The organism is Azospirillum sp. 11R-A, assembly GCF_049472615.1.
Lineage (GTDB): Bacteria > Pseudomonadota > Alphaproteobacteria > Azospirillales > Azospirillaceae > Azospirillum > Azospirillum palustre.
In genome coordinates this window covers 122,572-135,006 of the sequence record NZ_JBCEBL010000022.1, presented here as the reverse complement: position 1 = coordinate 135,006, position 12,435 = coordinate 122,572, and the positions used below count along the sequence as shown (strand labels likewise).

Below are 12,435 nucleotides of genomic sequence, written 5' to 3'. Positions count from 1 at the left end.
CCTGACCTTCATCCGCGACGTGCAGACGCCGCAGGGCCACCGCACCGGCGTGTTGCTGATCGAGCATGACATGAGCGTGGTGATGCGCATTTCCGACCATGTGGTGGTGCTGGACTATGGCCGGAAGATTTCCGACGGCACTCCGGAGCATGTGAAGAACGACCCGGCGGTGATCCGCGCCTATCTGGGCGAGGACGAGGACGAAGCCCTGCCGCCGGAGATCGCCGCCGACCTCAATCTCGCCCAGAAGGGAGCCTGAGCCATGCTGAAGGTATCGGGCGTCCACACCTTCTACGGCGCCATCGAGGCGCTGAAGGGGATCGACATCGAGATCGGCGCCGGCGAGATCGTCTCGCTGATCGGCGCCAACGGGGCCGGCAAGTCGACGCTGCTGATGACGATCTGCGGCAGTCCGCGCGCCCGCCAGGGCCGGGTGTTCTTCGAGGGCGAGGACATCACCGACCTSCCCACCCACGARATCGTGCGGCGCGGCATCGCGCAAAGCCCGGAAGGCCGGCGCATCTTCCCGCGCATGACGGTGCTGGARAAYCTSCAGATGGGCTCCATCGTGGCGCAGCCCGGCAGCTTCGAGCGCGAGCTTGAGCGGGTGCTGACGCTGTTCCCGCGSCTGAAGGAGCGCATCAACCAGCGCGCCGGGACGATGTCGGGCGGCGAGCAGCAGATGCTGGCGATCGGGCGKGCSYTGATGAGCCAGCCGCGGCTKYTGCTGCTGGACGAGCCGTCGCTGGGACTGGCGCCGCTGATCGTGAAGCAGATCTTCCAGGTGATCCAGGAGATCAACCGGGAGCAGAAGATGACGGTGTTCATGGTGGAGCAGAACGCCTTCCATGCGCTGAAGCTGGCGCACCGGGCCTATGTGATGGTGACGGGGAAGATCACGATGACGGGGACCGGGGCGCAGCTTCTGGCCGACCCGGAAGTTCGCGCGGCCTATCTGGAAGGGGGACACTGAGATGGAAACGATCCTCGGCTCATCGCTTCCGGTGTTCGTGTTCCTGACGGTGCTGGCGTTCGGCGGCTGCGGGGTTCTGACCGGGCAGACGCTTGCCGAAGGCTGGAAGCCGGTCTCCAGCGTGCTGGCTTACTCGCTGCTGCTGGGGGTGGGCGACCGCTTCCTGGCCTGGGGCCTGTTCGGCGAGCAGCTCTTGTCGCTGTGGGGCTTCATCGTCCACACGGTGGTGATCGGGCTGATCACGCTCACCGCCCACCGCATCGCCATCGCACGGCGCATGGTCAACCAGTATCCGTGGTTGTACGAGACTGCCGGTCCCTTCGGCTGGCGGGAGCGCACCCCGGCCCGCGGCTGAAGCGGTTCCGAAAAAGCACGGCTGAAAAAAGTACTGACGCCGGGTTTGTAAAATTTCCGGCACGAAAAGGCGCCGCTTCGTCCAAGCGACGGCGGCGCCTTCACTTTGCCAGGACCGGACCACGACTTTGGGATTGCCGCGACAACTGGCAATCTTCCGAAAGTCAGAGAAGAAGATCATGGTGCAGGCCATGATGTGCTGTTACAATATCATTTAAATTTTGCAATTCGTTGACGCTTTTATGGCGGACGCCGGCCTTGCCGGCGGTGCTTCGCCGTGCCCTGCGTCGTGCCTCCATGGGTGCCTTTACGGGTGCCCTCATGGCCGGCGGCCGGGCGGGAAGCGGAGGCGGCACGGGAAGGGGCAAGAGCATGGCAGTGGACAAGGCGGCCGCATCCCGGCCGCGACGGTTCTGGAGCGTGGGGCGGAAGGTGACGGCGGCCTTCGTCGCCGCCATCGTCGGCGGCTTCATCGTCATCATGGGGCTCCAGGCCAAGATGCAGTATGACGACGCGGTGCGGCTCGCCACGCACGACGCCCGCGTCAAGACGGACATGCTGGCCAACGCCACCAAGACCAGCTTCGTCGCCGGCGACGGCGCCTCCATCGAGACGGAGTTCATGCCGCTGGCCGACAGCGGCGAGGTCCAGCTCGCCTCGCTGCGGGCGGCGACTGCCGCCGGCACGCTCGCCGACTTCTCCAACCAGCGCTTCGCCAAATACGACCTCAAGGCCGACCAGGATCTGGTCGAGGCGGTGCTGGCCGGCAAGGGGGCGCAGACCCGCCCGGCCAACGGCCACATCGTGGTGACGGTGCCGGTGGTGACCGGCAAGAGCAACCGGCTGGTCGGCGCCCTCCAGATCGCCTGGAGCCTGGACCAGCAGGTCGACGCCATCGCCGCCCAGATGCGCAACCAGATCGCCATCTGCCTGATCGCTCTGGTTGTGCAGATCGCCCTGCTGAACGTCCTGCTCGGCCGCATCGTCATCCGCCCGCTGCGCGCCATGTCGGCGGCGATGGCGAAGCTGGCCGACGGCGACACCGCGGTGGAGGTGCCCGGCAACGGCCGTTCCGACGAGATCGGCGCCATGGCCGGCTCGGTCACCGTCTTCCGCGACAATGCCCGCGCCATCGAGCGCCTGCATGCGGCGCAGGCCGAAGCCGACGCCAAGGCGGAAGCGGCCAAGCGCGCAGCATTGCTCGACCTCGCCGACCGTTTCCAGGGCACGGTGAAGCGGCTGGTCGAGGGCATCGCCGAGTCGGCCGCCGGCATGGCCGACAGCGCCGACCGCATGGCGACGGTGGTGGGCGAGGCGTCGAGCCAGACCCGCAACGTCGCCCGCGAATCCGACGACATCCAGTCCAACGTCCGCTCCGCCGCGGCGGCGGCGACCGAACTCGCCAGCTCCATTGGCGGCATTTCCGATCAGGTCGGCCATTCCGCCCGCATCGCCGGCGAGGCGGTGTCGCACACCGACCGCACCAACGCCACCGTCCAGGGTCTGATCGCCAACGCCGAGCGCATCGGTCAGGTGATCGGGCTGATCCACGCCATCGCCAAGCAGACCAACCTGCTGGCGCTGAATGCCACCATCGAGGCGGCGCGGGCGGGCGAGGCCGGCAAGGGCTTCGCCGTGGTGGCGACCGAGGTGAAGGGGCTGGCCGACCAGACCGCCAAGGCCACCGACGAGATCGCCGCCCAGGTGAACGCCATGCAGTCGGTGACCCGCGAAGCCGCCGACGCCATCGGCGCCATCGGTTCGACCATCACCGAGATCGACGGCATTTCCGGCACCATCACCCAGTCGGTGCAGGAACAGAACGCCGCCACCCAGGAGATCGCGCGGGCGGTGGAGATGGCGGCGCTCGGCACCCAGGACGTGTCGGCCACCATCGCAGCCCTGGCCCAGACGGCGGAAAGCGCCGGCAGCACCGCGCTCGGCGTCCAGGATGCCGCCCGCGGCCTGTCCGGCCAGACCCGCGCGCTGGCGACCGAGGTGGAGCGCTTCCTGACGGAGGTGCGCCAGCAGGCGACGGGAACCTGAAAACGCCCTCTCCCGCCCCAGGAGAAGGAGGGAAGACCCGACGCTGTCGGGCGGGAAAGGACAGGATCGCTCCGAGCGACCCGCAACCACACCGATCCTCGGAGCGTCCCTCACCCTCCCGCCGTTTCACGGCGGGTCCCTCCCTCTCCCGGGGCGGGAGAGGGGGTCTTGCGACCTTACAGCCTTAGAAGAACGCCTGGAGGCCCGTCTGCGCCCGGCCCAGGATCAGGGCGTGGACGTCGTGGGTGCCTTCGTAGGTGTTCACCGTCTCCAGGTTCACCATGTGGCGGATGACCTGGAACTCCTCGGAGATGCCGTTGCCGCCGTGCATGTCGCGGGCGACGCGGGCGATGTCGAGCGCCTTGCCGCAGTTGTTGCGCTTGATCAGCGAGATCGCTTCCGGCGACCAGCTGCCGTCGTCCATCATGCGGCCGACGCGCAGGCAGGCCTGGAGGCCCAGCGTGATCTCCGTCATCATGTCGGCCAGCTTCTTCTGGACCAGCTGGGTCTGGGCCAGCGGACGGCCGAACTGCTTGCGGTCCAGCGTGTACTGGCGGGCGGCGTGCCAGCAGAACTCCGCAGCCCCCAGCACGCCCCAGGCGATGCCGTAGCGCGCCTTGTTCAGGCAGCCGAACGGACCGCCCAGGCCCGACACGTTGGGCAGCAGGTTCTCGTCGGGGACGAAGGCCTCGTCCAGCACGATCTCGCCGGTGACCGACGAGCGCAGCGACAGCTTGCCCTCGATCTTCGGCGTCGAGAAGCCTTTGGTCCCGCGCTCGACCACGAAGCCCTTGATCTTGTTGTCATGGGCGTCCGACTTCGCCCAGACGACGGCGAGGTCGGCGATGGGGGAGTTGGTGATCCACATCTTGGAGCCCGACAGCAGATAGCCGCCGTCGACCTTGGTGGCGCGGGTCTTCATGCCGCCGGGGTCGGAGCCGTGGTCCGGCTCGGTCAGGCCGAAGCAGCCGATCAGCTCGCCGGTGCCCAGACGCGGCAGCCACTTCTTCTTCTGCTCTTCGCTGCCGTACGAATAGATCGGATGCATGACCAGCGAGGACTGCACCGACATGGCGGAGCGGTAGCCACTGTCCACCCGCTCGACCTCGCGGGCGACCAGGCCGTAGGCGACATGGCTGACGCCCGGCCCGCCATACTCCTCCGGGATGGTCGGACCGAGCAGGCCCAGCTCGCCCATCTCGGTCATGATCTCGCGGTCGAACCGCTCCTCGCGGAAGGCGGAGATGACACGGGGCTGCAACCGGTCCTGGCAGTAGGCGCGGGCGCTGTCGCGCACCAGCTTCTCATCCTCGGTCAGCTGGGATTCAAGGAGGAAGGCGTCGTCCCACTGGATGCTCTGCACGGTGCGTCTCCTGGTCGTGTCACAAGGCGGTTGATCCGCCGGTCATCGATGGGCCACCGTCCAACCGGCTGGTCATCGGTCAGCCATCGATTGAAACGCACTCTGCCGCGCCGGCGCCATAGCTGCAAACACATATTTTCTATCATAGCCATACCGTTCCTATATGGCTCAAAAGAAACAGTCGCTATGTCGCACGGTTCCATAAAAGTTTTAACGTGAAGCTTACCATTTCCTATGCAATTTTGCCGGCGGCACCGTAACCGCCCCCTACCCAACGGACACCCCGCACGTGTTTGCTGCATTGCAACCAATAACCGCTTTCGCCGGTTTTCCCCTGTTGCTGGGCCTTGCTTTGCTTACGCTTCTGCACGAAGACGTTGCAATTGCGGTTGGAGCGAGCCTCGTCAGCGTCGGCACCGTCAGCATCGGCGTGACCGCCATCACGCTGCTGTGTGGGATTGTTATCGGCGATTTGTTCATTTATGTCCTTGGACTATTGTCCCTGCGGATCAGTTGGATCCGGCGGCGGACCGAAGGTCCTATGCTTGAACGCTGCCGCGGAGCCTTGCAGAGGAACCTGTTGCCGACCCTGGTGACTTGCCGCTTGGTTCCCGGCGTCTTGTTCCCGACCTACTTCGCCTGCGGCGTGATGCGGGTGCCGTTCCTGCGCTTCATCGCCATCACGCTGGCGACCGCCGGGGTGCATGTCGGGCTGCTGCTGACCCTGATGACCTCGTCGCTCGAAGCGGCGGCGATCCAGGTGCAGGTGATCGGCATCGGCTGTGCCGCGCTGCTGATGGTCCTGCGCACCAAGCGGGCGCAGTCCGTCGTCCGCGCGCTGTTCGCCCGCATCCGGGCGGTGCTGGAGCCGCTGCTGCCCGAGGCCCTGCGCGACGCGCTGCACGGCAGCCCGACCCCGCGCGCCATCGCCCTGCCCGGCCTGCCGGTGGTGCCGGCCGGCGCCCCCACCATCGGCTGGGCGGAGCGCATCCCGCCGCTGCTGTTCTACATCCCGCTGGTGGCGCAGTGGCTGGCGCTCGGCGTCCGCTACCGCAGCCTGTCGCTGCCGACCGCCGCCAACCCGTCGATCGAGGCGGGCGGGCTGCTCGGCGAGTCGAAGATCGCCTGCATGGACCTGATCGGGCCGCAGGCCCGCCAATGGGCGGCGAAGTCCGTCGCCCTGGTCAACCGTCCGTCGCTGACCCCGGCGCAGCTGGAGTCACTGGCGTCGGGCGCCGGCCTGTCCTTCCCGCTGGTCGCCAAGCCGGACATCGGCTGGCGCGGCATCGGCGTGCGGCTGGTGCGCGACGCCGCCGACCTCCGCGCCTATCTCCACGGCTTCCCGGCCGACGTCCGGCTGATCCTGCAGGAGCATGTGCCTTACGCCGGCGAGGCCGGCATCTTCTATGTCCGCAAGCCGGGGGAGCGGCACGGGCGCATCTTCTCCATGACCTTCCGCTATTACCCGCATGTGGTCGGCGACGGCCGCTCCACCCTGCGCCAGCTGATCGCCGCCGATCCGCGCGCCTCCTGGAAATCCGACCTGCATCACGAGGCGCTGGCCGACCGGCTGGACGAGGTGCCGGAGGCCGGGCGCACGGTGCGGCTGTCTCTGGTCGGCAGCAGCCGGGTCGGCGGCCTCTACAAGGATGCCTGCGGCCATGTCACCGCGACGCTGACCGCGCGCTTCGACGAGATCGCCGACCAGATGCCGGGCTTCCATTTCGGCCGCTTCGACGTGCGCTTCGCCTCGGTGGAGCGGCTGGCGGTGGGCGAGGATTTCCGCATCATCGAGGTGAACGGTGCCGGGGCCGAGGCCATCCACATGTGGGACCCGGAATTCAGGCTGGGCGACGCCTACGCCACCCTGTTCCACCAGCAGGCGCTGATGTTCGAGGTGGCGGACGCCTGCCGGGCGGCCGGGGCGCAGCCGCTGACCGCGCTGGAATTAGTACGCTATCAGCGCCGCCAGCAGACCTTGCTTCCGCTCTATCCCGCCTCCAACTGAACGGGCGTGCGCATCGCCGCACGCCAATCGGTTGGAGACGAGATGCGCGGCAGCCTGACCCATCTGCGCAACCGCCCGTCGCTGAGCGGGGCGCTGGCCGTAGCATTGCTGACCGGGGGCCTCGCCGCCGTCTGGCTGCGCCCCACCACCGCGGTGCTGACCGGCTGGGATTGCGGGGTCGCCGCCTACATCCTGCTGGCCGGCATCCTGATGAGCCGGGCCACGGTGGCATCGATGCGCCGGCGGGCCAAACTGCTCGACCCCGGCAAATGGGGCGTGCTGGCCGGGGCGGTGCTGGCCGCGCTCGCTGCCCTGGTCGCCATCGTGGCGGAACTGGTGTCGGCCAAGGGCTCCCCGCACGAAGGGATGGCGGCGGTGCTGTCGGGGGTGACGGTCCTGCTGTCCTGGGGCTTCCTGCATGTCTTCTTCGCCCAGCATTACGCCCACGACTATTGGCTGGGCGGAAAGTCGGGCCAGGAGCGCAGCCTGGATTTTCCCGGCAACGACGCGCCGGATTACGTTGAGTTCCTCTATTTCAGCTTCACCGTCGGCATGACCGCGCAGGTGTCCGACGTGACCACCCGCGGCGCCGGCATGCGCCGTCTGGTGCTGATGCACGGCGCGCTCTCCTTCCTGTTCAACACCGCGGTGCTGGCGCTGGGCGTCAATCTGGCGGCTGGGCTGGTCAGCTGAGGTCCCCGTCACAATTGCTGCGATGGAGCCTTCGGAGCCCCTTCCCGGCAGCGCGATCTACGCTACTCTCATCGGATCGAACGCCACGCTTCGCGACGCAAGGCCATGCCGACCCCTCCGCTCCCCGCCCGTGCCTTTTCCTTGCGTCTCCGCTGGCCGGTCCGGCTCCGGGCGGCGACGCTGATTCTGCTGCTGGGGCTGCTGTCGCTCGGACTGGCGTTCGCCGAGGCGTCGGCCCAGACCGCGGCACAGCCTCCCGCCCAAACCACCGCCCCACCCCCCGCCGCCACACCCGCGGCGCCCGCCCCGACCGGCACCGCGCCGCCCACACCCGCCCCGCCCTCCGCAGCCGCCAGCGCGGCCGACGGCATGATGATGCTCATGCTCAGCCAGGGGCGCGACCGCATGGCGGGGTTCCGCGGCAAGCTCGCCAAGCGGCTGCACGCCACACCCGCGATCCCGTCGGCCATCGTCGCCACCCTGAAGGCCCAGAGCCCGACCGGCGAGCCCGCCTATTTCCTCCAGATCATCGGCCTGACCTTCGCCCTGATGGCGGCCGGCCACGGGGTGCAGCATCTGGTCTATCAGCGGCCGGTCGCCCGCCGCCTGCTGCCGCCCCCGGCCGAGCCGAGGCCGGGCGGCTCCATCCTGGCCGCCCGCTTTCCCCGTCTGGTGGCGCACGCGCTGCTGACGCTGGTCGGCATGCTGCTTGCCACGCTGATCGGCTTCGGGCTCGCCACCGCGCTGGTGCCGGAGCCGACGCCGATGACCGAGAAGACGGTCATCCTCGCCGGGGCCGGCTATCTGCTGGTCTGGGCCATCGCCCTGTTCTGGCGGCTGGTGATGCCGCCCGGCGCTTCGACGGATGCCGGTGTGGCCCCGGCGGTGCGCCGGCTGCGGCGCGACCTGACCGCCAGCGGCGCCTTGGGCGTCGCCCTGATGATCGGCACCATCTGGCTGGAGGCGCTGGGCATGCCCTACGACCCGCACGCGGTGCTGGTCGCGCTGTTCGGGCTGCTCACCGTGCTGGCGACGGTCGGCGCGCTCTATATCAACCGCCAGACGGTCGAGCGTGCCTTCCTGGCCGGGCGGCCGGCGGCGACGGTGGCGCCGCTGGAACGGCTGACCCTGCGCCTGTGGTTTCCGGCGGTCCTGGTCTATTTCGCCTATGCCCTGGCGACGCTGATCAACCGCCTGATCCTGGGCTGGCCGACCGAGCTGCCGCTGCTGCTCGGCGCCTATGCCGTCGCCGCGGCGATCCTCGCCGTCTATGCCAGCGTCACCTATGCCACCGAATGGCTGTTCCACCATCGCCGCACCCTGTGGCGGCCGCTGGAGGAAAGCCGGGAGGGAGCGCCGGACGGCGACGGCCTGTTCCCCGACACTCCCAGGCCGGCGACCATCGACAGCTACGAGGCGCTGGCCCGGCGGGTGGCCGGCATCCTCGCCGCCGCCGCCGGGGTGGCGGTGACCCTGTCGGTGTGGAACATCCCGCGCATGCACGGCGATGCGGCGGACAAGCTCATCAGCATCATGACGGTCTGCCTGATCGGCTATGTCGCCTATCACGGCGTCCGCATCTGGATCGACCGCCGGATCGCCGAGGAGGGTCCGACCCCCGGCGTCATTCCGGGCGACGAGGGAAGCGGCCACGGCTCGGCCAGCCGGCTGGCGACGCTGCTGCCGCTGGTGCGCAACTTCATCCTGCTGTCGATCCTCGGCGCCATCCTGCTCAGCGTCCTGATGGATCTGGGCGTCAACATCGCGCCGCTGTTCGCCGGGGCGGGCGTCGCCGGCATCGCCATCGGCTTCGGCGCGCAGACGCTGATCCGCGACATCTTCTCCGGCGCCTTCTTCCTGATCGACGACGCCTTCCGCAAGGGCGAGTACATCGAGATCGGCGCCATCCGCGGCACGGTGGAGAAGATCTCGGTGCGCTCGATGCAGCTGCGCCACCATCGCGGCCCGCTGCACACCGTCCCCTTCGGCGAGATCCACCAGCTGACCAACTATTCGCGCGACTGGGTGATCATGAAGCTGCCGCTGCGCATCACCTACGACACCGACGTCGAGAAGGTGCGCAAGCACATCAAGCAGCTGGGCCAGATGCTGCTCGACGACCCCGATCTGGGTCCGAAATTCCTCCAGCCGCTGAAATCGCAGGGCGTCATCCAGATGGAGGATTCCGCGATGATCCTCCGCGTCAAGTTCATGACCCGGCCCGGCGACCAGTGGGAAATCCGCAAGCGGGTCTATCAGGAACTCCACGCCCTGTTCCGCCGCGAGGGCATCCGCTTCGCCAACCGCGAGGTGACGGTCCGCTTCGCCAGCGAGGCGACGGCGACCAGCGCCACCGGCGATCCCCTTGCCGGCGACCCGGTGACGATGCAGATCGGCGAGGAGGAACGCACCCTGGCCGCCGGCGCCGTCCTGCACGCGCTGGGCGAGGACGTGCCGGACGTCAAGCCCGCAGCCGGACGGCGCCTGAAACCCTAAACACCGTCCCCGCTGCCGCGCAGGACCTCCAGGAAGCGGTCCAGCACCAGATTGGGCTGGGCGCCCTTCTTGGTCACCACCTGGAACTCCAGGGCATGGCGGTAGGTGCCGGGCAGCAGCGCCCGCATCATGCCGCGCTCGACCCATTGCTGCGCGTAATGGATGGGCAGGAAGCCGACATAGCATCCGGTCAGGATCAGGAACGCCACCCCCTCGCGGTCGGTGGCCGTCGCGGTGTTGTTCAGCTCATGGGGGAGCTGCGCCTGGGTCGGCGCCACCGCGTCGGCCGCCTCGACATCCTCGCGCGTCACCGCGTCCTCAAGACGGTCGAACAGCGGATGGCCGTCGCCGCAATAGAGCAGCGATTCCTCGCTGTAGAGCGGCAGGCCGGCCAGCCCCGGCAGCCCCCGGCGCACCGGGACGACGCCGACATGCAGCTGCCCGTCCAGCACGCCGCGCTCGATCTCGTTGGGCGGGATCATCCGGATGTTGACCCGGACCTCCGGCGCCAGCTGCTTCAGGCCGCGCAGCGCGTGGGTCACCCGCATCTGCGGCATGGTGACGAGGTTGTCGGTGATGCCGATGTTCAATTCACCGCGCAGGCGGCGATGGACCGTGTTGATCTCGCTGCGGAAGCTCTCGGTGCTGGCGAGCAGGCGCAAGCTCGCCTCATAGGCCAGCCGCCCCTCCTCCGTCAGCCGGAAGCCCGCCCGCCCGCGCCAGCACAGCGTCAGGCCGAGCCGGCGCTCCAGATCGGCCATATGCTGGCTGATCGCGGCGCGGCTGATGTTCAGCTCCACCTCGGCGGCGGAGAAGCCGCCGCACTCCACCACCGTCCGGAACACGCGCAGCAGCCGGATGTCGGCATCGCTGATCGGGGCCATCGACCGGGCCGGCTTGCTCATGCTGTCGCCTAAGGAAAGTGAAGCGGGAAAGTTAAGCGGATGGTTACGTGAAGTTCTTCCACTTTGGATTTGATGGCAACCGGGAACCGCTCACACTGACCACCGACAGCACCCCTGACATATGCGCCCCCCAAACCAAACCGGGAGAACAGCGGATGGCCCCCCTCGACAACGATCACGCTCATGCCAGTGCTCATGCCCTGGGCACGGCTGCCGGACTGACGCGCGAGGAGCTTGACGCGCACTGGATGCCCTTCACCGCCAACCGCGAGTTCAAGAAGAACCCCCGCATCATGACGAAGGCGGAGGGCGCCTGGTACTGGGACGCGCAGGGCCGCAAGATCTATGACAGCCTGTCCGGCCTGTGGTGCAGCGGCGCCGGCCATTGCCGCCGCGAGATCGCCGACGCGGTGGCGCAGCAGATCGCCACGCTCGACTACAGCCCGGCCTTCCAGCACGGCCACACCGCCGCCTTCAAGCTGGCGCACAAGCTGGCCTCGATGACACCGGCCGGCCTCGACCACGTCTTCTTCGTCAATTCCGGCTCGGAGGCCGCCGACACCTCGCTGAAGATGGCGCGGGCCTATTGGCGGATGAAGGGCCAGCCGGCGAAGACCAAGCTGATCGGCCGGGTGAAGGGCTATCACGGCGTCAATTTCGGCGGCACCAGCCTGGGCGGCATCGTCGGCAACCGCAAGCTGTTCGGCACCGGCGTCGATGCCGACCATCTGCCGCACACCCTGCTGCCGCAGAACCTGTTCACCAGGGGCATGCCGGACGAGGGCGCCCATCTGGCCGACGCGCTGGAGGATCTGGTGGCGCTGCACGACGCCTCCAACATCGCCGCGGTGGTGGTGGAGCCGATGGCCGGCTCGGCCGGCGTGCTGCCGCCGCCCAAGGGCTATCTCCAGCGCCTGCGCGAGCTCTGCACCAAGCACGGCATCCTGCTGATCTTCGATGAGGTCATCACCGGCTTCGGCCGCATGGGCACCGCCTTCGGCGCCGATTACTTCGGCGTGGTCCCCGACATCATGAACGTCGCCAAGGGCCTGACCAACGGCGCGGTGCCGATGGGTGCGGTGGTGGCCAGCCGCGAGATCTACCAGACCTTCATGGACAATGGCGGACCCGAGTATCTGGTGGAGTTCCCGCACGGCTACACCTACTCCGCCCACCCGGTCGCCTGCGCCGCCGGTCTGGCCGCGCTGGAGCTGTTCGAGCGCGAGAAGCTGGCCGACAAGGCCGCGGCGCTGATGCCGCATTTCGAAGGGCTGATCCACGGGCTGAAGGGGCTGAAGAACGTCGCCGACATCCGCAACTGCGGCCTTGCCGGCGCCGTCACCATCGCAGCCCTGCCGGGCGAGCCGGCGCGCCGGCCCTACGAGATCGCCATGAAGTGCTGGGACGCCGGCTATTACGTGCGCTATGGCGGCGACACGCTCCAGTTCGGCCCGCATTTCATCAGCGAGCGCGAGGATCTCGACCGGCTGTTCAACGTCGTCGCCGACGCGATCCAGGCGACGGCGTAACGGCACGCCATCGGCGCGGCCCCTCCTCTCCCGCACGGCGGGAATGAGGGACCGCGCACTCCGCACAT

The 12,435-nt window shown here is 68.4% G+C and carries 9 protein-coding genes and 1 pseudogene; 8 read left to right on the top strand and 2 right to left on the bottom strand.

What is annotated here, in order from left to right:
* From VH569_RS25295 to VH569_RS25280, 4 genes and pseudogenes are all read left to right on the top strand, one after another.
* A pseudogene (locus VH569_RS25295) lies at window positions 1-259 on the top strand (ABC transporter ATP-binding protein); the annotation flags it as partial.
* Window positions 260-262: 3 nt separating this feature from the next.
* Window positions 263-973: an ABC transporter ATP-binding protein gene (locus VH569_RS25290; RefSeq protein WP_014189439.1), complete on the top strand. Its 711-nt coding sequence runs from the start codon at window positions 263-265 to the stop codon at window positions 971-973.
* A gap of 1 nt (window position 974) precedes the next feature.
* A complete protein-coding gene (locus VH569_RS25285; protein ID WP_423318927.1) occupies window positions 975-1,328 on the top strand; it encodes a DUF6867 family protein in 354 nt (117 codons plus the stop codon).
* A 371-nt stretch (window positions 1,329-1,699) separates the two neighbouring features.
* Window positions 1,700-3,373, top strand: coding sequence for a methyl-accepting chemotaxis protein (locus VH569_RS25280; RefSeq protein ID WP_423318925.1), 1,674 nt, complete (start codon window positions 1,700-1,702; stop codon window positions 3,371-3,373).
* 184 nt (window positions 3,374-3,557) lie between these two features.
* Here the strand turns inward: VH569_RS25280 and VH569_RS25275 are convergent, their stop codons facing one another.
* Complete coding sequence (locus VH569_RS25275) at window positions 3,558-4,736, bottom strand: acyl-CoA dehydrogenase (RefSeq protein WP_423318924.1); 1,179 nt, start codon at window positions 4,734-4,736, stop codon at window positions 3,558-3,560.
* Window positions 4,737-5,025: 289 nt separating this feature from the next.
* On the opposite strand from VH569_RS25275, the gene VH569_RS25270 reads away from it, so the two are divergent.
* From VH569_RS25270 to VH569_RS25260, 3 genes are all read left to right on the top strand, one after another.
* A complete protein-coding gene (locus VH569_RS25270; RefSeq protein WP_423318922.1) occupies window positions 5,026-6,744 on the top strand; it encodes a VTT domain-containing protein in 1,719 nt (572 codons plus the stop codon).
* A 42-nt stretch (window positions 6,745-6,786) separates the two neighbouring features.
* Window positions 6,787-7,437 (top strand): DUF1345 domain-containing protein, encoded by a 651-nt coding sequence (locus VH569_RS25265; protein ID WP_423318920.1) that lies wholly within the window; start codon window positions 6,787-6,789, stop codon window positions 7,435-7,437.
* A gap of 105 nt (window positions 7,438-7,542) precedes the next feature.
* Window positions 7,543-9,933, top strand: coding sequence for a mechanosensitive ion channel family protein (locus VH569_RS25260; protein WP_423318918.1), 2,391 nt, complete (start codon window positions 7,543-7,545; stop codon window positions 9,931-9,933).
* Here the strand turns inward: VH569_RS25260 and VH569_RS25255 are convergent.
* Entirely contained in the window at window positions 9,930-10,838 is a 909-nt protein-coding gene (locus tag VH569_RS25255; RefSeq protein ID WP_423318916.1) for a LysR family transcriptional regulator, read from the bottom strand. The genes VH569_RS25260 and VH569_RS25255 overlap by 4 nt on opposite strands.
* 155 nt (window positions 10,839-10,993) lie before the next feature.
* Between VH569_RS25255 and VH569_RS25250 the strand changes: the two genes are divergently transcribed.
* The gene (locus tag VH569_RS25250) at window positions 10,994-12,367 is read left to right on the top strand and encodes an aspartate aminotransferase family protein (RefSeq protein ID WP_423318914.1); all 1,374 of its coding nucleotides are present in this window, start codon (window positions 10,994-10,996) and stop codon (window positions 12,365-12,367) included.
* Window positions 12,368-12,435: the final 68 nt, after the last annotated feature.

Excerpts from the sequence above, each read along its gene's own strand:
- VH569_RS25250 (WP_423318914.1), top strand. The coding sequence starts at position 10,994 with ATGGCCCCCCTCGACAACGATCACGCTCATGCCAGTGCTCATGCCCTG.
- VH569_RS25255 (WP_423318916.1), bottom strand. The coding sequence starts at position 10,838 with ATGAGCAAGCCGGCCCGGTCGATGGCCCCGATCAGCGATGCCGACATC.
- VH569_RS25285 (WP_423318927.1), top strand. The coding sequence starts at position 975 with ATGGAAACGATCCTCGGCTCATCGCTTCCGGTGTTCGTGTTCCTGACG.
- VH569_RS25280 (WP_423318925.1), top strand. The coding sequence starts at position 1,700 with ATGGCAGTGGACAAGGCGGCCGCATCCCGGCCGCGACGGTTCTGGAGC.
- VH569_RS25260 (WP_423318918.1), top strand. The coding sequence starts at position 7,543 with ATGCCGACCCCTCCGCTCCCCGCCCGTGCCTTTTCCTTGCGTCTCCGC.
- VH569_RS25265 (WP_423318920.1), top strand. The coding sequence starts at position 6,787 with ATGCGCGGCAGCCTGACCCATCTGCGCAACCGCCCGTCGCTGAGCGGG.